This is a genomic window from Brevibacterium atlanticum, from assembly GCF_011617245.1.
In the GTDB taxonomy this organism is placed as follows: domain Bacteria; phylum Actinomycetota; class Actinomycetes; order Actinomycetales; family Brevibacteriaceae; genus Brevibacterium; species Brevibacterium atlanticum.
Genome location: NZ_CP050152.1, coordinates 2609600 through 2632247 on the forward strand (window position 1 = coordinate 2609600; position 22648 = coordinate 2632247).

At 59.4% G+C, this 22648-nt stretch carries 20 protein-coding genes; 2 read left to right on the forward strand and 18 right to left on the reverse strand.

Features of this window, described 5'->3' with window-relative positions; genetic code table 11:
- Window positions 1–225: 225 nt before the first annotated feature.
- From GUY23_RS11650 to GUY23_RS11670, 5 genes are all read right to left on the reverse strand, one after another.
- Complete coding sequence (locus GUY23_RS11650; RefSeq protein WP_166972504.1) at window positions 226–1530, reverse strand: MFS transporter; 1305 nt, start codon at window positions 1528–1530, stop codon at window positions 226–228.
- On the reverse strand, window positions 1527–2771 hold the full coding sequence (locus GUY23_RS11655) for an MFS transporter (RefSeq protein WP_166972506.1): 1245 nt from the start codon (window positions 2769–2771) through the stop codon (window positions 1527–1529). The genes GUY23_RS11650 and GUY23_RS11655 overlap by 4 nt, the downstream gene beginning before the upstream one ends.
- Before the next feature lie 126 nt (window positions 2772–2897).
- Complete coding sequence (gene dgoD, locus GUY23_RS11660) at window positions 2898–4109, reverse strand: galactonate dehydratase (protein ID WP_228282254.1); 1212 nt, start codon at window positions 4107–4109, stop codon at window positions 2898–2900.
- Window positions 4091–4705, reverse strand: coding sequence for a 2-dehydro-3-deoxy-6-phosphogalactonate aldolase (locus tag GUY23_RS11665; protein WP_208085336.1), 615 nt, complete (start codon window positions 4703–4705; stop codon window positions 4091–4093). The genes dgoD and GUY23_RS11665 overlap by 19 nt, the downstream gene beginning before the upstream one ends.
- On the reverse strand, window positions 4698–5678 hold the full coding sequence (locus GUY23_RS11670; RefSeq protein ID WP_166972510.1) for a 2-dehydro-3-deoxygalactonokinase: 981 nt from the start codon (window positions 5676–5678) through the stop codon (window positions 4698–4700). Before GUY23_RS11670 ends, GUY23_RS11665 begins: the two co-directional genes overlap by 8 nt.
- 76 nt (window positions 5679–5754) lie before the next feature.
- Between GUY23_RS11670 and GUY23_RS11675 the strand changes: the two genes are divergently transcribed.
- A complete protein-coding gene (locus GUY23_RS11675) occupies window positions 5755–6531 on the forward strand; it encodes an IclR family transcriptional regulator (protein ID WP_166972512.1) in 777 nt (258 codons plus the stop codon).
- Window positions 6532–6595: 64 nt separating this feature from the next.
- Here GUY23_RS11675 and GUY23_RS11680 read toward each other — a convergent pair whose 3' ends face one another.
- The 12 genes from GUY23_RS11680 to GUY23_RS11735 all read right to left on the reverse strand — a co-directional run bounded on the left by GUY23_RS11680 (window position 6596) and on the right by GUY23_RS11735 (window position 21734).
- The gene (locus tag GUY23_RS11680; protein WP_166972514.1) at window positions 6596–7267 is read right to left on the reverse strand and encodes a GntR family transcriptional regulator; all 672 of its coding nucleotides are present in this window, start codon (window positions 7265–7267) and stop codon (window positions 6596–6598) included.
- A 72-nt stretch (window positions 7268–7339) separates the two neighbouring features.
- The gene (locus GUY23_RS11685; protein WP_166972516.1) at window positions 7340–9037 is read right to left on the reverse strand and encodes an ABC transporter ATP-binding protein; all 1698 of its coding nucleotides are present in this window, start codon (window positions 9035–9037) and stop codon (window positions 7340–7342) included.
- On the reverse strand, window positions 9030–9827 hold the full coding sequence (locus GUY23_RS11690; RefSeq protein ID WP_166972518.1) for a carbon-nitrogen hydrolase family protein: 798 nt from the start codon (window positions 9825–9827) through the stop codon (window positions 9030–9032). The genes GUY23_RS11685 and GUY23_RS11690 overlap by 8 nt, the downstream gene beginning before the upstream one ends.
- 13 nt (window positions 9828–9840) lie before the next feature.
- A complete protein-coding gene (locus GUY23_RS11695) occupies window positions 9841–10647 on the reverse strand; it encodes a creatininase family protein (protein ID WP_166972520.1) in 807 nt (268 codons plus the stop codon).
- Window positions 10648–10690: 43 nt separating this feature from the next.
- A complete protein-coding gene (locus tag GUY23_RS11700) occupies window positions 10691–11572 on the reverse strand; it encodes an ABC transporter permease (protein ID WP_166972522.1) in 882 nt (293 codons plus the stop codon).
- A 1-nt stretch (window position 11573) separates the two neighbouring features.
- Window positions 11574–12518 (reverse strand): ABC transporter permease, encoded by a 945-nt coding sequence (locus tag GUY23_RS11705; protein ID WP_166972524.1) that lies wholly within the window; start codon window positions 12516–12518, stop codon window positions 11574–11576.
- Window positions 12515–14113, reverse strand: coding sequence for an ABC transporter substrate-binding protein (locus GUY23_RS11710; protein ID WP_166972526.1), 1599 nt, complete (start codon window positions 14111–14113; stop codon window positions 12515–12517). Before GUY23_RS11710 ends, GUY23_RS11705 begins: the two co-directional genes overlap by 4 nt.
- Before the next feature lie 739 nt (window positions 14114–14852).
- Entirely contained in the window at window positions 14853–17243 is a 2391-nt protein-coding gene (locus GUY23_RS11715; protein WP_166972528.1) for a variant leucine-rich repeat-containing protein, read from the reverse strand.
- A gap of 155 nt (window positions 17244–17398) precedes the next feature.
- The gene (locus tag GUY23_RS11720) at window positions 17399–17881 is read right to left on the reverse strand and encodes a nucleotidyltransferase domain-containing protein (protein WP_166972530.1); all 483 of its coding nucleotides are present in this window, start codon (window positions 17879–17881) and stop codon (window positions 17399–17401) included.
- A 72-nt stretch (window positions 17882–17953) separates the two neighbouring features.
- The gene (locus tag GUY23_RS11725; protein ID WP_166972532.1) at window positions 17954–18865 is read right to left on the reverse strand and encodes a patatin-like phospholipase family protein; all 912 of its coding nucleotides are present in this window, start codon (window positions 18863–18865) and stop codon (window positions 17954–17956) included.
- 258 nt (window positions 18866–19123) lie between these two features.
- On the reverse strand, window positions 19124–19624 hold the full coding sequence (locus GUY23_RS11730) for a DUF6998 domain-containing protein (protein ID WP_166972534.1): 501 nt from the start codon (window positions 19622–19624) through the stop codon (window positions 19124–19126).
- A gap of 70 nt (window positions 19625–19694) precedes the next feature.
- Complete coding sequence (locus tag GUY23_RS11735; protein ID WP_166972536.1) at window positions 19695–21734, reverse strand: ABC1 kinase family protein; 2040 nt, start codon at window positions 21732–21734, stop codon at window positions 19695–19697.
- A gap of 218 nt (window positions 21735–21952) precedes the next feature.
- On the opposite strand from GUY23_RS11735, the gene GUY23_RS11740 reads away from it, so the two are divergent.
- A complete protein-coding gene (locus tag GUY23_RS11740) occupies window positions 21953–22129 on the forward strand; it encodes a hypothetical protein (RefSeq protein ID WP_166972538.1) in 177 nt (58 codons plus the stop codon).
- Window positions 22130–22144: 15 nt separating this feature from the next.
- Here GUY23_RS11740 and GUY23_RS11745 read toward each other — a convergent pair whose 3' ends face one another.
- A complete protein-coding gene (locus GUY23_RS11745) occupies window positions 22145–22591 on the reverse strand; it encodes a helix-turn-helix domain-containing protein (RefSeq protein WP_166972539.1) in 447 nt (148 codons plus the stop codon).
- Window positions 22592–22648 lie beyond the last annotated feature (57 nt).

The following is a 22648-nucleotide window of genomic DNA, read 5'->3' on the forward strand; positions in this document are numbered from 1 at the left end:
CCACATGCAGTCGCCGGAGCTCCGACTGGTCGGTTAGCCGGACTTACAGTTGCTGGTCTCAGTTATACGGTTTGAACTGAGCGACCAGGATGACAGGCCTCTCGATCGACAAATTGCCAAGACTAGACTCTGATTCCCAAAATTGTCGCTCCCTGCAGAGCTCCCCAAGAAGCGTTCTTCTTATGACACAGGACCGAGTTGTTCACCTTCTCACTTCGTGAACGTTCACTCCTCCACTCGTTCCACCCGTCCCACTAGGAATACGTACGACAGCACGCCCACGATCGTGATCGCGGCCATGTAGACGAATGCCGGGGCGAAGTCGACGTCGGTGACGAGGAAGCCGATGACGATCGGTGTGGCGATCGATGACAGGTTGCCGATGAAGTTGAACATTCCTCCGGTCAGACCTAACAGTCGCTCGGGTGCCAACGCAGACACCAGCGACCAGGTGATCGAGGCGAAACCGTTGCCGAAGAATGCGATCGACATAAACACGATGACCAGGGCCGACGAGTCCGTGTAGTTGGCGCCTAGCATGAACACTGTCATTGCCAGGCCGATGATGATCGGCAGCTTCCGGGCCGTACCCAGTGACAGTCCCTTCTTCACCATGAAGTCGGAGACCCACCCGGAGAGCAGCACACCGACGAGCGCGGCGATGAACGGCAGAGAGGCCATGAAGCCCGACTCGATGTAGTCCATTCCGCGATAGTCGACGAGGTAGGTCGGGAACCACGTGAGGAAGAACCACAACGTCGATGTCAGGCAGAACTGACCAAGGTAGATTCCCCAGAGCTTCCGGCGGGTGAGCACGACCTTCACGTCCGACCACTTGAGCTTCGGCTTGGCCTCCTTCTTCACACCCGTCTCGACATCAACCAATCCCCCGCCCGATGCAATGAGATCGATCTCGGCCTGGTTGACTCCCGACTTGTCGCGCGGCTCGCGGTAGACGAACCACCAGATCGCCGCCCAGATGATGCCGACGACACCGGTGAGGATGAACACCCAGTGCCAGGTGAGCACCGTCTGCAGCCACGACAGCACTGGAGTGAGCAGCGCGAGACCGATGAACTGGCCCGAGGTGTAGAAGGCGATGACGCGTCCGCGTTCGCGCTCCGGGAACCACGCAGTGGCGACCTTGTTGTTGATGGGATAGGCGGGCGCTTCGAACCCACCGACCATGAGCCGGAGGATGATGAGGGCGACGAATCCGCCGGACATTCCCATGAAGAGTGTGGCCAGGGACCACAGCACCAGGCACGAGGCGTAGAGCACGCGCGGTCGCACTCGGTCGACGAGCCACCCGCCGGGCAACTGCATTGCGGCATAGGTCCAGCCGAACGCAGAGAGCAACAGTCCCTGCTGGCCCGTGGTGAGGTCGAACTCCTGGGACAGTGCCGGCATCGCGATGGACAGGTTGGCCCGGTCCATGTAGTTGATGACGACGGTGATGAAGAGCAGAACCGCGATGATGTAGCGAATCCGTGTGGGACGTGTAGTGACTGCGCTGTCGAGTTTCGTCATGACGTCGGGTTTCCGGTTTCTGTTGGGTTGCTGGCCACGCGTATCGGAGCCCGCAGCAGGAGCAGGTAGGCGATTCCCGCAATTACTGCGACGACGGCGCCCAGGAGGAAGGGAACGAGGTATGAGTCTGTGGTCGTCACCAAGACTCCGGTGAGCCACGGCGAGAGTGAACCAGCGAAGTAGCCGCCGAAGTTCTGGATAGATCCCAGTGAGGCGACGCGACTACCAGTGACCACATCAGCAGGGATTGACCACCCCACGGCGCTCAGTGCTCCGCAGAAGAACAGTGCAAGGCTCATCGCCGACAGTTGGAGAACAAAGTGGCCGGTAGTGATTCCGACAAGGACAGAGCATACGGCGAGCGCGCCGCCATAGATCGCAGCGATCTGTCGTTTGCAGACTAGAGGAGCTAACTGGTCCCGCATCCGCGAATACTTTGTGGTGAACCAGCCGCCGAGGATACCGCCGATGCCTCCGACCGCGAATGGAATCGCCGTGTACCACCCCAGTGCGGCATCGGCCACAGAGTAGATGTCATTGAGCATTAGAGGCAGAAAGGTCACGAAGATATTCAGTGTCCACACGACGGCGACAAATCCCAACACCATCGCCCAAGTTTGGGGCTTGGTGAAGAGCTTCAACCAAGGGATGTGACCAGTCGGGGCATTGTCGTCTTCTTCTCGAGCTCGGATGTGCTCAAGTTCAGCCGCCGAGACCCTTCGGTCATGCTCCGGGGAACGGTAGAAGACCCAGAAGCCCACTGCCACGATGACACCGAGCACACCGAGGATGACGAACATTGCCCGCCACCCGAAGCCCAGAATGAGGAAGGTGAGAATCGGCGGAGCGACGGCGGGTCCCCATTTACTTCCCGAGTCGTAGACGCCGACTGCGGCTCCGCGCTCTCGGGGTGGGAACCACTCGGCGACTATCTTCGCCGAAGTGGGCGATACCGGGGCTTCGAAAACTCCGAGCAGGACTCGAGACACCATGAAATGCCACATGTGGTGACCAAAAGCCATCAGTGAAGTGGCGATCGACCAGAACCCCAACGCCATTACGTATACCGGCTTCGCACCGAGGCGATCAGTCAGCCATCCACCTGGCAACTGAAAGAACGCGTACGTCAGTGAGAACGCCGTACCTAACAGCCCGATGTCCGCGGCGGTCAGACCGAGTTCGTCGATCATGTGCGGAGCTGCGATCGACAGTGACGATCGATCCATGTAGTTGATCATCATCGCTGCGAGCAGCCATCCGAGGATCCACCACCGGGCTCTTCCCGGTGAGGCTACGCGTCGCGACACTGTAGCTTCAGTCTTTGAGCTCATCGTTGAACGCCCTTCTCTTCTACCGATTCCGTCCCGTCACCATTCCGCGAAGGAGCCGTCGGTGTGCCGCCAGATCGGGTTGCGCCACCGGTGCCCCTCGGCGGAGCGTTCGATGACGTATTCTTCGTTGACCTCGATGCCGAGTCCGGGGCCGGACGGGATGTCGATCATGCCGTCGTCATAGTTGAACACTGACGGGTCGGTGACGTAGTCGAGCAGGTCGTTGCTCGTGTTGTAGTGGATGCCCAGGCTCTGTTCCTGGATGAAGGCGTTATAGCTGCCGGCGTCGACCTGCAGGCAGGAGGCGAGCGCGATCGGCCCCAGCGGGCAGTGCAGGGCGAGCGCCACATCATAGGCTTCGGCCATCATCGCGATCTTCCGCGTTTCGGTGATTCCGCCGGCATGGGAGACGTCCGGCTGGATGATGTCGACAGCGCCGGAAGCGATCACCTCACGGAAGTCCCACCGAGAGAAGAGCCGCTCACCCAGTGCGATCGGCGTCGGCGTGTTCGCCATGACGTCGCGCAGTGAGCCGAAGTGTTCGGAGAGCACCGGTTCTTCGATGAAGAGCAGTCGGTAGGGTTCGAGTTCCTTGATGAGGACCTTGGCCATCGGCTTGTGCACGCGGCCGTGGAAGTCGACGCCGATGCCGAAGTCCTCACCGGTGGCCTCCCGGATCGCCTGAACGTTCTCGATGACCTGGTCGACCTTGGTGTACGAGTCGATGAACTGCAGTTCCTCGGTGGCGTTCATCTTCACTGCGGTGAAGCCGCGGTTCTTCGTCTCGAGTGCGGCTGCTGCGGTGTCGCCTGGACGGTCTCCGCCGATCCACGAATATGTTCGGATCCGATCCCGAACCTTCCCGCCAAGCAGCTGGTGGACCGGCTGTCCGAGTGCCGTGCCTTTGATGTCCCACAGTGCCTGATCGATTCCGGAGATCGCACTCATGAGGATGGGGCCACCGCGGTAGAAGCCACCGCGGTACATGATCGTCCACAGGTCCTCGATGTTCGCAGGATCCTTGCCTATGAGCAGATCGGAGAGTTCGTCGACGGCGGAGGCGACAGTTGCTGCCTTGCCTTCGATGACGGGTTCGCCCCATCCCACGATCCCTTCATCGGTTTCGATCTTGAGGAACAGCCACCGAGGCGGCACTGTGTACGTCGTCATCGACGTGATCTTCATTGGTCGGGCCTTTCGTTCGGATGTTGTCGTTGATGTATCGGTGTTCAGTTGGTGTGCGCCCACGCCGAGGCGATCGCCTCGGCCCGCACGCGTACGTCGTCGGGACAATCGCCTCGGCGATAGAGCGAGGACCCCAGGCCCAGGCCCGCGGCTCCGGCGTTGCGCCATTCGGCGGCGTTGTCGGCTCCTACTCCCCCGACGGGAAATAGCTTGGTGCCGGTAGGCAACACCTCGCTCCAGGCCTTCATCCCGCTGATCCCCATCGCCGAGGAGGGGAAAAGTTTGACCTTGGTAGCACCTGCCTTGATGGCGGCGAACGCCTCGGTCGGTGTCGCTGCTCCCGGGTAGGGAGTGAGGCCCATCCCGAGCGCGGTCTGGATGACTTCGGTGTCGGTGTCGGGGGCGACGATGATGCGGGCACCTGCTCGCTTGCAGTCGCGGACCTGGTTCGCGGTGAGCACGGTGCCGGCACCGATCTCCACGTCGTTGCCGAACCGTTCGACCAATGCGGTGATGGAGTCGAGCGGGTCGGGAGAGTTGAGCGGAACCTCGATGGCGGAGAACCCGGCGGCGACGATGCCTTCGGCGATGTCGAGGACTTCGTCGGGGCGGACGCCGCGGAGGATGGCGATGAGGCCGGAGGGGACAGTGTCAGGCATGAGTGTGCTCCTTGGTCGGGACGAGGCCGGATTGTTCGGCGATGCGGAAGAGACCGGTGGCGGCCGCACGCGGATTCGCGTTGATCGTCTCTCGGCCTACTCGGTGCAGTGCGCGGGTGTAGCGTTTCGTCAGATCTGTGGTTCCGCAGACGATCACGGGGGCGCTCGACTCGGTAACCGTGGTGAGCTGGTGGGCTACCTCGGCACCGATGAGCATTCCCGAGAGATAGTCGTTGACTTCTTCGGGACGCAGTTGTCCGTCGAGAGCCCAGGTTCGGGCGGAGAAGATTGAGAACGTCACGGCGGCGGGGTTGTCGCCTCCGACGTTCAGTCCCCAGTCGAAGGCCTCGGAGTGGAAGCCTGCGGTGGGTTCGGCGAGGCGGCTGAGGATTGATGAGTTGCTGAGCAGGCCGAAGAGCTCTCCGCTCATCGAGGTGGTGAAGTCGGTGACGCGTTGTCCGTGGCAGCTCACCCATTTGGTGTGGGTACCAGGGAGGATCACCGTGCTGGGTTCGTTCTCTTCTTCGCCGAGGAGGCCGAGCAGTTGGGTCTCTTCCCCGCGGATGACGTCGGGAGGAGTCGTCTCGGTCGGGGCTTTCTGCAGGCCGGGGACGATGCGGAGGTCGCCGGTCGTCAGTTCGACCGTGGTCAGTTCCCCGCCCATGTCGCTGAGGTCGGTGGGCAGTTCGAGGTAGCCTGCCTCGGCGACGCCCTGTGTTGAGCCAATCATTCCGGAGGCGAGCATCGGCAGGGGGCCGTAGGTGGTGAGCCAATCGCCGACCGCGGTTTCAGCGATTCGGGAGAAGTCGCCTCGGAGATCTGTGGTGTCGGAGCTGACGGCCATGATGCCGTCGGAGCCGTTGCGTTCTGCGAGGACCTGTCCGTCGCTGCCGATGAGGAAGGCCCGCAGCGAGCTCGTTCCCCAGTCGAGGCCGATCATCTGTGGGGCCTCGGGTGGTGCCAGTTTTACCATAAGAGCCACTATGGGCAGGTGTTCCATCATGCGCCACCAGTGTCCTTATATGTGGGATAGATGACATACTGGGGTGATGATCGAGGATTCTGGAACTGTTGCGGGCGAGGCCATTCCGCAGGGCACTCAGACCTTGGCCAGGGGGCTGCAGATCGTCAGTGCCGTGGCTCATGGCTCGACGACGCTGAAGTCGATTGTCGAATCGACTGGTGTCGGTCGGTCGAGCGCGCACAGGATGATTCAGCTGTTGGTGCAGATGGGGTATCTGCGACATGGGTCGCCAGGCGAGTTTCGTCTGGGACCGACACTGATTGAGTATGGTTTTACCGCGCTCAATCAGGATCCGCTTCCCGTAGTGGCCAGGGAGAGCCTGGAGGCGTTGGCCGAACGAACTCAGGACACGATCCATCTTTCGGTCGAGGATGGTGAGTCGGTGCTCTATCTCCATAAGATCCCGGGCACCCGTGGAGCCGAGATGCGTTCCCGCATCGGCCACAGGATGCCGATGACGCTCACCGGTGTGGGCAAGGCGTTGCTTCTTGGGCAGGATGACCGGTGGGAGCGTCTGTTCGTTGCGGAGAACCCTGGTGCTGACTCCGCCGCGATGGACGCATTCGTCAAGAGAATGCAGAGCTACACCCGCGACGGGGCTTCGCTCGATCTCGAGGAGAACGAGCCGGGGATCCGGTGCGTAGCTGCTCCCATTCGTGATGGCAGCGGGGAAATCGTCGCCGGCATTTCGCTGTCGGCCACGCGCCCCTTCATGCCGAAGGATCGGATGCAGGCGTTGGTACCTGTGATGAAAGCGGCTGCTCGGGAGATCTCGGTGAAGTTGGGTTGGAGGCAGGGATAGATGACCGTTGAACTGAGTCTCCGTTGCAGTGATCGTTCCACATGACTCTCGCTGGTTGAGTCAATCAGCTTTCATCCAACGAAGCGAGGATACGTTCGGCCGGCCGAAGGTGTTCGGAGAGAATCCGCTTGAACTCAACTTCGTCGAAACTGCGCCACGCTTCTATCATCGCGACGTGATGCTCGTCGTATTTCTTTATGAGATCGGGGAAACGCATTCCGGTCTCGATGCTCACTCGTTGTTGCCTCGATCTGAGGAATTCATAGGTCTCAGACAGTACGGAGTTTCCCGCAGCACTGACGATCGAATAGTGGAACATCCAATCCGTCTGAGATGCAGTTACTCGCAGTTCTGGGTCGAGGGGCGACTCATGTTGGGCAGTAGTGGTTCGCAACCGATCTTCCAACGCGGAGAGAGCTTTGTCAGTCACCGGAATCTTGGTCTCGCAGAGTAGTTCAATGCTTCGCCCCTCGATCAGTCGGCGCACTTCATAGACTTCGAGAAGCTCTTCAGCCCCGATGCCTCTGACTTGTGCTCCGTGGCGAGGGGTAAGAGTGATGTACTTCTCTGCTGCGAGTTGGTTAAAGGCCTCGCGCACCGGGGTCCGAGAAACACCGACAGCTTCGCAGACTGTCGACTCCTCGATGTAATCGTGACCGTGGTAGACACCGGACACAATGGCATTTCGGACCCAGTCGAATGCAAGCGAACGCGCCAGCGGCCTCTTTGCCTCCAACAGGTTCTCCCTTCATTCCCGCCATCTCACAGTTAGCCTTGATCGATTCTAAGCCCTTGGGCGAGCTCTCTGTTATCGCGAGCTCACCTCGGCAAACTCTCTTCTCCTCTTCTTCTGTGCCTCCGGGTCCGGTACTGGCGCAGAGAGTACGAGTCGACGCGTGTACTCGTGCTCGGAACGATTAAGGACATCTGTCGCAGCTCCGAATTCGACGAGACGACCACCTCTGAGTACTGCGATGCGGTCGGCGAGTTCTTCCACCACTCCAAGATCATGGGTGATGAACAGACACGAGAACCCAAGTTCATTCTGCAGTTCTTTGAAGAGATCGAGAACCGTCGCCTGTACCGAAACGTCGAGGGCAGATGTCGGCTCATCCGCAATAAGTAGACGAGGTGATAAGACGAGGGCTCGGGCAATACCGATGCGTTGGCGTTGCCCACCCGACAGCTCGTGTGGGTAACGATCCACCCATGAGCTGGGCACTCGGACTCTTTCAAGCATCTCTTCCACTCGTCGACGAACGTCCGCAGCCCGTAGCTTTGTGTGAAGCTTCAGTGGCTTCGCGACGATCTCCCCAAGTGTCTGCCTAGGGTTGAGCGACGAAGCAGGATCTTGGAATACCATGCTGAATTCGTGTCGTTTGGGCCTGAGCTTCCGTGAAGACAATGAGGTGATATCTGTTCCGCACACTGACACGCTACCGGCGCTTGGCTTCAGCAATCCCATGGCACAGCGACCGAGTGTGGACTTCCCGGAGCCTGATTCTCCGACCAGTCCGACAACTTCGCCTTGACGCACTTCGATCGAGACATCCTCGACAGCTTTGAAACCGTCGGACCCGATCCTGCCAGAGTAGGTGATATCGACGTTGTCAAAACTCAATACGGTCGATTCGGGGAGCGTACCTGCGAAGTGGCTCACTTCTGCAGATTGCGGCGGTTCCTCGTGTTTGGTCTTTCCTAGGTGAGGTACTGAGTCGAGAAGGTTCTGAGTGTATTCCGCTTTCGGAGCAGCAAAGAGGTCTCCCACCAGAGCTTCCTCCACAATTCGGCCATCGCGCATGACAATGACTCGATCCGCGAGGTCGGCAACCACGCCCATATCGTGGGTGATGAATAGAACCGAAGCGTTCAACCTTGCGCCGAGGTCTCGCAGTAGTTCAAGAATCTCGGCCTGCACAGTGACGTCGAGAGCGGTTGTCGGCTCGTCCGCGATGAGCAAATCCGGGTCGCAGCTGACTGCCATAGCAATGACTATTCGTTGTAATTGTCCCCCGGACAGCTGGTGAGGATAGTGATTGATCCTACGTTCGGGCTCGGGAAGCCTCACCAGATGAAGGAGTTCGAGAGCTCGGCGCTGAGCGTCGTTCTTACTCATTCGACTGTGAGCCCGAATAGCCTCGACGACCTGTTCACCGATCGTGTACACCGGATCCAGTGCTGTCATCGGTTCCTGAAAGATCATCGCGATCTTCTGGCCTCGAAGCTGCCGCAGTTGGTCGGGGCTGAGTTCGAGAAGACTCTCTCCGTCGAATTCAATCCTCCCCTGCACCCGGGCATTGGGCGGAAGTAAACCAAGAATAGCCATCGAGGACACGGATTTGCCGGATCCGGATTCGCCAACAATCGCGAGCACCTCACCACGGTTGACCGCGTACGACACGTTGTCGACTGCAGCCGAACCCTTACCTGACATCTCGAAGCTGACTGAGAGGTCGTCCACTTTCAAAAGAGGTGCACGTACCGAGCTTTCTGTCTCCTCAGGCATTTTGTCTCCGTGGGATCACTTCGAACCTGCGGTTTTGCAGCCCCGGATTGAGCGAACGCGTGCGGGCGACGAGATCAATATCGATGTCCACCATCCCGAATGAGTTCCCAGTTCCCAAATCGGTCAATTGCAGACCCATCGGGTCGAAGGCGGCAGAACGACCTATGGAACGTTCTCCGGCTTCCCCACTTCCAACGATGAAGAAGCTATTCTCGATGGCTCTTGCTCTCAGTAAGGTCAGCCAGTGCTCTTCTTTGAGCGCACCCTTGACCCATGCTGTGGGGATCGTCACCAGTAGGCTTCCCTCGTCCGCTAGGACTCGGAATATCTCAGGAAATCGCAGGTCGTAACAGGTTGCCAGACCGATTCTTACACCGTCCACATCGACGGTGACAGGTTCGACAGGACCGGCGATCACTTTGTCCGATTCTTTGTCGGAGAATGCGTCGTAAAGATGGATTTTGTCGTAGGTGGCGACGATTTCGCCCCCGGACGCGACGAAGAGTGTGTTCTTCACCTTAGTCTCATCTCCGGGAGTAAACGCACCGGCGACGATTGTCACTCCGGTCTCAGATGAAGCTTCTGCGAGCGCACTGCCGAAACTTCCGTCTGGTTCTTCGACTCGTCCGACCAGTGATTCATGTTTGTTTGGGAGTCGGATCATCGCCGCCTCCGGGCAGACCATCAGCGTCGCGCCTTCTGCTGCTGCACGGTGAGCATCGGTGACAATGCGCGCGGTGTTCTCAGCGATCGTCGGACTTGATGCGAATTGTGATATTGCAACCTTCATGCCATTTCTCCTGTCAGTTAGTCGCCGTATTGCGGTCATATTCCCGGACGTACTCGGCACAGAAGCCCATCACTCGACGAATCCATTCCGCTCCGGTGGCTTTGTTGGCAACGCTGACGTCTCCGGTGACTCCGTTCTTGCTCACTTCGGAGAAGTCCCAGTAGACGGTGCCCGGCACGGAGTAGTCTCCGATTTTCGCGTCTGCATAGCTCGTCGGTGTCCAACCGGACTCGCTGCTCAAACCGCCCGATTCCGCCTTCGCCATGTCGACCTGCTCGGGGAAGATTGCCAGCATCGCGGACAGCTCGGGCTCGGCACCGTGCCCGTAGACTTCTGATGCATCGTTGTAGGCGTCTCGCATCAAGCCGTATCCCAATTGCCATGGGTAGACATGACCTATGAGGACGTCAAGATCCCGTCGACAGTCGACGGCTGCGCCCGAGACTGGGCCTACGTTTCCACCATTGTTATCGACGAGGACGATTCGTTTGAAACCGGACTGCACGAGCGATTCGATGATGTCTCTTACCACCGCCTTCAGGGTTTCGGCGCTAAGGGAGAGATTTCCAGCGAACCCGCGGAATGTCGGTGAATGGCCGTAGTGCAAAGCCGGCGCCACAAGTGTGTCGACTTCACCATCGGTGAGCTCCGCAATTTTGTAAGCGGCCCATTCAGCGACGATGGAGTCTTCATGCACCGGAAGATGCGGACCGTGCTGTTCGATGGCACCAATGGGTACGAGTACGACTGGATTACGTTCTGCGGCTTCGGCGACCTCGGTCCAGCTCAAGCGGCCCAGGCTCTTGGAGTCGTCAATCATGTGAGTTCCTTTCAATTGGTGGTCGTGTGTTGGGTATTGATGGTCAGCGGGCGAAAGCGCGCCGAGGATCGAGAACATCCCTGAGTCCGTCACCGAGAACATTGACTGCGAGGACGATTGCGATGAGCAGCAGAGATGGGTAGATCAGCATCGTCGGCTGCACCTCGAGGAAGTCGCGGCCGGAAGAAATCATCGTGCCCAGGGAGGCGAGAGGCGGTTGAGCGCCCAGGCCAAGGAAGCTCAGTCCCGCTTCTACTTGGATTGCGAAGCTGAGGCTCAAGCTCGCTTGCACAATCACTGTTGACATTACGTTCGGTAGGACTGTCCGAGAGATGATGCTTGCAGTCGAAGTACCGTTGACGCGTTCGGCGTCGACGTACTGAGCGGATCTGATCGCTACGGATTGCGCGTAGACGACCCGGGTGAATCGAGGAACATAGAGGACCCCGATGACTATGACGACGTTGATGAGGTCTGGCCCGAGGATGGCTACAGCTGCGATGGCCAAGATGACGGCCGGAAAGCTGAGGAGTATGTCCGACCCTCTCATGATGATTGTCGAAGTCCATCCCCCGAGGAATCCTGCCAACAGCCCGAGACCGACCCCTGCCAGCAGAGCGATGATGACTGCACCGACAGCGACGAGCATTGATGTGCGGGTTGCGATGATCAAACGTGCGAGGACATCTCTTCCGAAGTCATCAGTACCGAGTAGGCCGTCCTGAGACAGTGGAATGCCGACCTGCTCCCGGTAGGTAATCGGATAGATCAAGGGCCCGATGAGAACGACTAGGACGATAATGATGAAGAAGGCTCCGCTGATGCATGTGCGAGGATTCTTGACGAGACGACGGACGATTCCCCGGGAGACCGGACCGGTCTTTTCCACGATCTCTGTAGAGGCGAGTGCGAGATTATCGGCCATTTCAGAAGCTCTCCGTTCTCGGATCGAGAAGACGAATGACGAGGTCGGCGACCAGGTTGACTACGATGACGAAGACCGATGCGCTGAGTACGACGGCTTGGATAACGGGATAGTCGCGGTCGGTCACTGCCTGCATGAGCATGGAACTCATCCCTGGCCAGCCGAATATGGTTTCAATGAGAACTGTCGAACCGATGAGCGTGGCCAGCTCAACGCTGGTGATCGACACGACCGGCACCAACGCGTTTCTTAAGGCGTGGTAGGTGATGACTTTGCGCTCGATCACGCCTTTTGCCCTGACGGTGCGCACAAAGTCCGCGCTGAGCGTTTCCAGCATCGCCGATCGAGTCATTCGCATGATCACCGCTGTCGACGTCGCGGCGAGGGCGAGGACAGGAAGAATGATGAGCTGGAGGTGCCCAAGCGGGTCTGAAAAGAAGCCCACATATCTCTGTGGGGGCAGAATCGGCAGCCACACCGAAAACACCAACAGCAGCAACGTACCGGTAACGAAAACGGGAAGTGATATGCCAAGAACTGATCCGCCAGTGATGATGTGATCGAGTGACCGGTCATTCCGAATGGCCGCAATCCGCCCGAGAACCACTCCCACGACGATCGAAACAAGAATCGCGAGGACAATGATTTCGAGAGAGTTGCCGAATCGAACGATCAGATCCGCAGCTACTGGTCGACCGCTGATCAGCGATACTCCCAAGTCTCCTGTCAGGAGATTTTTCCAATAGTTGAAGAACTGTATCGGGAACGCTTCGTCCAGGCCCATGGTCGACCGCATAGCCGCCACTTGATCATCTGTGGCGTTCTCCCCGAGCACCGCTCGAGCTGCGTCTCCCGGAATCAGACGGATGAGCAGGAACACGATGGTTGCAACGATGACGAGTTGGATTGCTGCCAAGCCGATTCTTCTGATTACGAAGTTGGTCATCGCTCTTCCTCCAGCCAAACTCCACGTAGGCTGACCTGCGTCCACGCTCCCTTTGGTGGATGTGCGAAGCCGCGCACGTACTTGTGGGAAGCTTCGCCTTGAATCCGACGGAGCGTATACGTCAGCGGCATCTCCTCGAGCACTCGCTTCTCGACTTCCATGAAGAGTTCGTTGGAAAGACTGGTGTTCTTCGATCGCCTAGCCTCCGCGAGGAGGTCGTCGGTGCGTTTGTCGTTGAAGTCCATGAACTTCGCCCACCGACTGCCTGAAGCTACAAGCTCACTCAGGGCAGCCGGGTGACCGAATTTCAAAGAGGTTCCCCATGCAAAGCTCGGATAAGTCTTCGCTTCCACCGTCTCCTGGAAAGAGAGCCATTCTTGGCGAGTCAATCGTGGGTTAACCACGGAAGCCTGGAGGGAGGGCAACATCGCTTCGGCCGGCCTCGAAATCACGGAGTAGCTGCTTGTCGTGATGATGCTCAGGTCAAGGTCCTCTCGACCAGCCTTTCGAAGGAGATGCGAAGCACGTTCAGGGTCGTATTCGACCGTGCCTTCGAGCTGTGAAGCATATGGGGCGACCTCTTCAGGCACGAGGCCACCGGTGATCGGTCGACCGTGCCCTAGGTAGGCAGTCTCAAGCGCAGCTTCACGATCAATGCTGTAGGCGACGGCCTGCCTGACCCGTTTGTCATCGAACGGTGGCTTGGTGGTGACGAAGCCGAGTACACCGAAACCGAAGACGCTATCCGAGTAGACCTCGAGTTGGGGATTGTTCTCGATCACATCAACGTGAGTCGATGGAATGTAGTCGATCATGTCTACTGTCGCTGTGCGCAGGGCGGTCACTCGTGCGTAATCGTCTTCCATGGGGGTGAATTCGATGGCATTCAGGTGCGGCAACCCCGGGACAAAGTAGTCGTCGAATCGTTCAATGACGATGCTGACTCCGGGCACCCTTTCGACGAAGGTGAACGGCCCTGTCCCCATCACCTCCAGCAATGGGTCAGCACCCGACTCGATCCACGCTTTCGAGATGACGTTTGCGCAGGGGTCGGCAAGTGCGAAGGGAAAGGCTGTATCGGGTTCTCTGAGAGAGAAGACGATGGTGTCAGAGTCCGATTTGTCGACATGCTCAACTGAGCGGAAGAGAGGCGCGGCAGTTGAAGATGTGTCAGCGTCCATGATTCTGCGCATGGAAAACACCACGTCGTCAGCATTCATGGTGGAGCCATCGTGGAAGCGGACATCGCCACGGATCTTCACTCGGTATGTCTTGTCATCTGTCCAGCCGTGGTCCAATGCGAGGTCTGTGACGATCTCACCGTCCGGATCGTACTGGAGGAGACCGTTGTACAGCATCTGGCGAATCACGTCGGAGGCCGCGCCTGAACTGACATGGGGTTCGAAGTTCACCGGCTCCGTCGAGAGACCGTAGTGAAGGACTCCGCCTTGATTTGGCTCCCCGTCACCGGCGCTGATGTCGTTCCATGATTCTGGATAGTTGGTGACTGCACCACATCCTGCAAGGGCAAGTCCCATGCTTGCTGTCCCTGCTGCAGTGAGCATCTTTCGTCGGGTAAGGAATTCTCTGGTCATTGAGACTCCGTCGTAGGCTTCGTTGCACTGCGAATACGTCGAGTATACATGGCGCATTCTTGGAAGATCAATAGCTTTCTTGGGTCACCTTTGTCCCAGCAAGAGACTTGCTTTCATGCCTGCAAGAACCAGACTGAACTTCCTCGGTGTCGTCGTTGCCTATCTTCTTCCTTCTTCACAATCGACAATCTGAGAGCTCCAGTAACGGGCCCGCGATCCTCAGGCGAAACAGCCCTCGATTGACGAACCGTCGTCAAAGCACGCCGCTCACTGACCGGAGGCCACCCTCGGGAAGGGTGCGAAGGAGACAACGAGGCTCCTGTAACGGACTACGGGCGCGGCGAGAGAAATTTCGAGCATTTTGCGCAACGGAGTGAGACCTGAAGTCCCTGGCTCAAGAGCAAGGGTCAGTTCGTTTCTCAAGTTTCAGGGCCTCCTACAAGCCCGAATAGATCCAATCAGTACCGGCCAATTAGGGACGTCAAGTGCGAGACTGGTTGGGAAGCGTGTATAGGGATCGCTCCAGTGTGTGCTGGATAGCCGCACTTTGGGCAACCGAGTCGTAGCTGAAGGAGTCCCCGATGTTCTCAAGAATTTCAGCGAGCAAAGTTCCCTGAGGCGTCGACGCTAATATAGAGGTCTTCTCGGTAGGCGCCCGGCCCAGTCGTCGGGGCAAAAGACGTCAATCCTCGTGTCGACGATGCGCTCCGGCAGCGGAAGATCTTTCTCATCGACTGCATCAGCTGAACTGCCGGCCTGCCTCGTAGACCTTGACGCTGCCGTTCGGGGTGCCGCGGAGCAGGAGGTAGAGGTAGTACTCATCGCCGCTGCCCGTGTCCGGAGTCGTCACGCCGCAGACCGTGTCTCCTGCCCGAATCTCGTCCCGGGCGGACAGGTACTGCATGGTCTTGCCGTTGCCGAAGTAGTACTCCCCACCTCCGTAGTCACCATCCTCGTAGGGCTGGATGAGTTCACAGGTGTCGACCTTCACGCCTTTGGGGAACTGCTCGGAACGGACCGTCGGCGGGTTCGACGTCTGCCCGTCACCGAGGACGTCATCGAGCGATGACATCATTTCGGGTGTCGCCGATCTGCTCGCCTCGGTGTCATTGCCGGCGGCGACCGCCTCGGCGAATTTCTGCACCTCAGCCATGGCCGGCGTACGAACGTCGCCGGAAGGCACGTGGTAGACGGTGTCCTGATGGGCGAAGGACTTCCCGTCCCAGCGGTAGAGGACATCGGCATTCGCGGACTTCTCGCATGCTGTGCATCCGTCATCACCGTAGGTGCCGATGCCGCCGACGTTGAGTTCCAAGTACTGCCCCATCGGGCTCACCGAGGTGAAGTAGGGCTTGGGCGCGTATCCGGAAATGTCTGCCGAGTTGCCGCGATCCTCGACATCGTCCCAGAGCTCGATGGAGTCGAGCAGGTTGAGATCCTCATCGTAGATTCCGATCGACGGGTAGATGTAGGTGCCCCCGCCGTTGCAGCTGAACTCGATGGCGGTCAGGGCCTTCGTGCCCATCCGAGTCGTTGTGAACTTCTCCATGGCGATGCCGGAATAGTGACCGTCATCGGCGCTGGCCTCACCGTCGGAGAATTCCACTTCATGCTCCGGCTTCGGCTCCAGTGGACCGTCTCCGAGGTAGTAGTCCTCGTAGGCGAGGCCGAACTCCACGCATCCCGGCGGAGTCGACAGCTTCGCGTTCTTGAACGCGTCTGCACCGGGGAACTTCGCGATCGCGCCACCGTCGCCGAGGTTGTAGCCGGGATCGCCCTTGACGGTGTCAACGTCGCTGGAATCGGTGAAGTCGAAGACCTCAAGCACGCCGTCGGACATGATCATGAGATGCGTACCCGAGACGGTGAAGCTGTAGACTTCAGCATCGACGCGCCACAGTTCCTGTCCCGAGTCGACGGCCAGGCCGTGAACTCCCGCATCGTCGGCGATGACGAGCACTTTGTCCTCGATCGTCCAGTTCGGTCGCAGCCGCGGCTCACCGAGGCCGGTCGCCGTCGCCGCTTCCTCGCTGAGGTCGGATTTCCATAGGACTGAGTCGGCGTCGACGGCGACCACCGTCTTGCCGTCCGAAACCACCCAGGGCCCGTCTTTACCAGCGCCCACCATGCGCACGGTGGCCTCGGGATCGACGTTCACATCGGGGTAGGGGGTGCCGGACGGCGAGCGGAGTTTGCCGTCGTCGTTGACGGTGACCGGCACCGCCTCGGTGGTGAGGTCCTTCACCTCGGCGGCGTCGGTGTTTTCATTGTCCGTACCGTCGGACGAGTCATCTGACTTCGAGCCATTCGAGACGTCGCCCGGCTTGAGGGTGACTTCGCCGTCTTTCAAACTGATTCTCCGGTCGCCGCAGACCACGAAGTCGGCATTCCACGTGCAGTCGATGGGTGTGCCGGCGAGCTTCGGACCGGAGTCCTTCGCATCGTCGTCGGCAGGATCGCCCGCATCTGCCTCGGGGTCCTCGTCGACGACGTCGGCTGGATCTGGTTCCGTCACATCGGCGTGCGGGACCGGTGCCATCCAGGTCGGCTGCAGGGTCTTCTCGTGGAGAGCCATGATCACCGACTGTCGGGGGTCGACGACGCGGACGAGCTGCTGCTCAACGTCGGCGTCATCGTCTGCTTGCAGTTGGGTCAATTGGGCGTTGCGCCCGACGTCGGCGAGATCAACGGCCGCCTTCTGACTGGGTGCTTTGTCATAGTCGGAGCCGGAGAGGAAACGCGCGCCGAAGAATCCTCCGGTCACAGCGAGGACGAGGACGAGTGCGGTTCCAATGCCCAGCATCCATTTCCGTTTGTTGTTCTTTCGGTTCTGCGGGGAGGGCAAGGACCCGGCGGGCGAAGCAGGCACATGTTGGTGGGCGAGTTGTTGTGGCATGCTCTGCTGACCACCTGAGGTCCAGCCTCGGCGAGCGAGCGCGTCCTCGATGGCCGGATCCTGGTGAGTGGCTAGCCAGGCGAGCAGGTCCGGATAGGCGTTCGGGTGAGCGGCGATGTCGGGGAGCAGGTCAGGTCGGGTCCCTGCGATCCTCTGCAGATCAGAGGGGGAAGCATCAGCTGAATGAACGATGTCGCGGTCGGGGTCCTTCCCAGGACCGAGGCTCTTTCCCATACAACAGATGTTATCAGTGGAAACAGTCGGGAAATCTGGCGTTGTCGCACTTCTTCATCAGCAGAAAAGAGACTTGCCGACGATATTCCTCCGGGCACGGACAGTGCTCTCCAGTAGTAACCCGCGGCGCAGTGTTCAGCGCCGAACGGGGAGAGTCACAGTAGAACCTCATCCCTGGCGGCCGAAGCGGCGACTTCGTTCTTCAGACCGTCACGAGGGACGACATCAACTGCTCGTCCGAGAAGCTCTTCTGCCAATGTGCCCATCCACATCAGGTTGAACAAGCCCACTGATGGGTCCAAGTCGACCAGCAAATCGATGTCACTGTCGGGCCCGTCGTCGCCTCGGGCAACGCTGCCGAACACTGAGATATTACTGGCGCCGAGCTCGGCAAATGAGTCCGTGAGCTCTTTCGCGTGCCGCCTCACCAAGCGAAGCGTTGCTGGCTCAGGAACAGCCTTGAGGGTAAAGCCGACTGCGTGGAGAAGTGCATTCAAAGCCGACACGCCAGGCTCACGCCGGCCTCGCTCGTAGTCGCTGATCACGCTCTGCGGAATGTCAGCGAGGCGAGACAGCGCAGTCTGCGTCAACCCGGCCTCTTGGCGGGCTTGCCGAAGAATGACAGCCGCTGTGCTCATACCACTACTTTATCGCTAATTCGCTATATGCAAAAGGATCGAAGGCCCTTCCCAACTGCCAGTATTCTCTTGCTACAACCCGATGAACTCCCGCATCGCCGACAGCTCACGCCTTGCCTGCGACAGACCCATTCGATGGGCGGCCGACAGCCGTGAGAGATCGCGGGTGCTGTTGTCGACGGGCATGCGTTCGGGAACGAACACGTGGGCTTTGCCCTCTTCTTCGAGAGCGAAGATGCGTTCACGGGTCTCGTTGTACCGTTTCCACCGTGTCAGCAGCGCATCTGCCAGGGCCGGGTAACGACGGAAGATTCCGCGAAAGACGGCCGGGAAACGTTGGGGAACCTTCTTGTATGCGCGTTCCTGGGTGAGGACGATGACGAACTTCTCGAAGCCTTCGCGCTGTGCCTGGCTGAGAGCGATTCCGCCGTCCTCGCCCATGGCTCCATCGACGTAGACGTGCCCATCCAGGTGCACCGGCGGCATGAGCCCGGGCATCGTCGATGATGCGCGGACGCGGACCATGAGGTCATCGATGTGCGGGGTGTCTTTGCGCGACCAGACAACCTCGTCGCCGGATTCTGCGTCGAAAGCGGTGATGCGCATATCACCAGGGTTGGAGTTGAACGTCTCCCAGTCGAACGGCAGTGCCTGATCGGGAGCACCGGCGCGCTGGTAGATGTACTCCGCGTTGAACATGCCCTGGCCACGAGCGAAGTAGCGCCATCCCCCGAATTGCTCGTCTGCGGCGAAGTCGACGAATGACTGACGGGCTCGCCATACATCGCGAGACAGGTAGTTCACGGCGTTCGAAGCGCCAGCGCTGATGCCGGCAACCCAATCGAAGTCGAGACCAGCTTTGAGCAAGCTGACGGCCACGGCGCTGGTGAGAGAGGCACGCATCCCACCGCCTTCGAAGATGAGTGCGGTATCGCTGATTCGTGTCGTCTTTTCCGTGCTCGCGGTCTGCTCCGTGTCCGTCATGGTCGCCATCCTAGCGAAAACTACTCTTCAGTAAGCACGGTGATGCTCTCCGAAGAGAGCGCCTCCATCAGGCCGGGAGACTCAAATCAGCGGCTCCGGAGCCTCACTCCAAGTCGAGTCCGTCGAGCTGGTGATCCAACGCTTAGAGCACTAGGAGTGCACCGGCACAGGTCGTCGACATGAGGTAGGAGACCTTGAGAACGTTGTCATTCTTGACGGCGGTGACCACGGCACAACTAGCCGGCGAAAGTACTGCACTCACAACCCCTCAGTCATATCGTTCAGAGAATCGTAGGCGGCTTTCATTTCACCGATCACATCTTCGCCGAGACCTTCAATCTGACGAACAGTAGGCTGCCGTCCGTTCGTGTGCCGGCTATAGCGTGCAACTGACTCAATGTCGTTACTGGGCACTTCGCGTGCGAGCGTCAGGTCGAAATCTTCGGTCCCGAAGACCAAAAAGACGGCGGTATCGAAGTCGAAACTCCTGAAAGGGCTGAACTTTCCGGATTTCCCCGCAGCACGAGCACCCATGGCCTTGACCTGAATTCGACGGCCCTCGCGATCGGTCACGTCATGTGATTTCGTGGAATTCGGCTCTAGAATTCCACCACGCGCGCGCAACACCACCTGTTCCGCAATGTCGCCCAGGGGCTTGTTATTCGTGCGGACCAGTCCTCGGTCACGAAGCTCGGAAATGACATTCGCTTCCAATCGAAGCAGATCTTTCACCCGAAAGCTCGACAGATCCGACAACATTGTGGGTGCTCCCTTGCCTAGTGAATAGACGAGTACTCGCTCGGTGCAACAGACTCGTTCGGCTATTTACCTATCGCATGAAGGTAGGCCGTACCTGCCCCAAGCCTTCCCACATCATCCGCTGCCTGAGCGCCGGTGCGAGGACCAACGCGGCGATGACGCTGCCGGCGAGCAGCATCCAAGCGCCGAAGTAGGTGAAGAGTTTGAGTTCCGGCGCCAGAGCCGGGCCGAAGTCGGCGGCCATGAGGATGACCCCGCCGAGGATCAGCGCCGTCGAGACGATCACCTGAATGAACTGTTCAACCGTGGAGACCAGCAGGTTCTTGATCGTCGAGATATTCAGCCCGCTGGTGCCGACATCGAGTGTGCCGTCCTGGAGGTGTCCGGCAATGCGCGAGAGTTGCCCGGGAAGCTCGGCGATCTGCGGCGCGGTCGCAGCCGCATAGAGGGTGAGTTCCTGTCGGTCGATGCCCAATCCCCCGACCTCACGCAGAAGCGTCTTCCCGTTCTGGGTGACTAGAGAGAGCAGATTGAGTTCGGGGACGAGTCGCGTGATCGACCCCTCGAGAGTACTGATCGCTCGGAATGCCGTCGCCACCGAGGCCGGCATCGGGAATCCGAAGTCGACGACGAAGTCGATGAGTTCACCGAACAAGGCCGCCGAGGTGGATCCCGGCAATCCGTCCCCGTACTTGAGCATGATCTGCCCGATCTCACGCTGAAGTTCACGCAGGTTCACGTCACTCGGTGTGCCGAGGAGCTCGAGAATCGCGGCTGTTGCAGCCTGCGAGTTCTGCGAGTCGAAGGCCATGAGCAACAGCGCGATGGCGCGACGATCCCGCTTGTCGATGCGGCCGACGGCACCGAAGTCGACGAGCCCGGCCCGGCCCGCCTTCGAGATGACGATGTTGCCGGGATGGAGATCGGCGTGGAAGATTCCCTTACCGAGAACCTGGCGCACAACCATGAGGAAGAGGTCCTGGGCGATCTCTCGGCGAGCGATGTCCGAGAGGTGGTCGACCACCTCGGCGGCGTGGGACAACGGCACGCCTTCGACAAGATCCATGACGAGGACGAACTCACCGGACAGGTGCTTGTACACGTGTGGGATGTGGACGGTGGAGTCGGTCTTCGTCGTGGATCGGCCGGTCTCATCGGCGAGCCTGAGTGCCTCGATATGGCCGAGCTCGCCGCGGTAGTCGAGTTCGCCCTGGAGGGAATCGACGAAGCTACGGGCGAGCTTGCCGATGCCGATCTTCTTCGCCCATTCCGTGGTGCGCTCGAGTCGTTCGGCCAGCGTCAGGACGATATCGCAGTCGGCGCGGACCTGCTTGCGGATCTTCGGTCGCTGCACCTTCACGGCCACGGCCTGGCCTTCCCAGGTCACGGCACGGTGGACCTGGGCGACGGAGGCACCAGCGAAGGGGATTTCGTCGAACTCGGCGAACACCTCGGCGACGGGTTTGCCCCATTCGGACTCGAGCTGGTGTTTGACCTCGGAGAACGGGACGGGTTTCACCCCGGCTTGGAGGGTGGAGAACTCTTCGACGAACTCGTGCGGGATCATGTCACCGCGGGTGGCGATGAACTGGCCGAGCTTGATGAACGTGACTCCCGAGGCGGCCAGAGCATCACGGGTGGTCGAGGCGATCTCGCGCAGGGACACTCGCAGCGTCGGGATCCTCGGTTTGAGGTAGCGGGCGAGCCCGAATTTGATGAGGATCTTCTGGATCTGTGCGAGTCGGTTGAGGCGGCGATACCAGGTGGGGATCTTCGGCGCGCTGCGGATGAGTGAACTGAGCGTGCCCGAGGGCATGATGAGTTCGATGGCGAGGAGGACGAACATCTGGATGACGATGAACCAGGCGAAGAGGAGCAGAAAGACCATGATCGCCGGGAAGCTCATCGACAGGTTCGGGTATTGGTCGGATTCGGAGATGCCGAGCAGCTTGTAGGCCTGGAGGGTGATCGGCCAGATCGACAGGCCCATGATGAGGGAGACGATGGTGTTCCGGGCGGCTCCGGTACCGGTGAGCATCATCCGCCGGACGAGGAATCCGACGATGAGCGCGCTGAGGACGCCCAGTCCGATGGTGTAGAGGATCGTCACCCGTCAGCCCTTCCGTCGTCTGTACCCGTTTGTGTCCAGCGCCTTCGAGAGGCGCGGTCGGCCATCTGCGGTGCCGAGGTTCGGCGCCGTCACCAGCCTAGTAGATGCCTCGCGGGTCGGGAGTGGCTGTGAGTGGGAGTTTGCAGTGGATTGAGGATGACGTAGAAAAGCCTGCCGGACGGCACATATCATTCAACCAATGATGAAGGGGGTTCGCTATGAATATAGATTCCCAACTCGACGCGTCTGATTCGAAAGATCGGTTGGAACCGTCATTGGCTGGCGACCCGGCGAGAGACTATTCCCTGGTCGACCTCATTTCGATGCGCCAGGAGGCTGGCGCTGATTTCGAACCCGAACAAATGGGACTTCGAGCACGGGTGCCGGATTTCTGAGCTTATGGGCGGCGGTCAGCTCTCCCCGTTCGCTTCTTCCAAATGCTGCATGTCGATTTCACGCAGCTCAGCGAATGCTTTCCTGCGTTCAGTTTGGCGAAGCTGCCGGTGACGGAAGACTTCGTCCCGTTCGAAACGAGTATGAGTTCCGACCTTGAATAATCTGATCTCACCCGCAGCCGCCCACTTCATCAGTGTCGGGCGAGAAACGCCGAGGATGTCGGCCGCTGCTGTGCTCGTCAGTTCGTCTGGGACGGTGCCTATCGCTACAGCCCCGTTCCTTGCAACAGCGGCGAGTGTTTGATCAAGCAGAATACGAACCGACTCAGGAAGTTCGGTATGAGTGCCGTCAGCGTTCTGCACGACCAGGGTTGCGTTGGAGTCGAGCTCAACTGATCGTGCGTTTCGTACCGTCTCTTCGTCGATGACGATCTTCTCGGGACCTGCAAGTACTGCTGACATCACCCTCACCTTTCAGAGTCACCCGCACCCCAGTTCGGTACCCGAAGGCAACTGAAC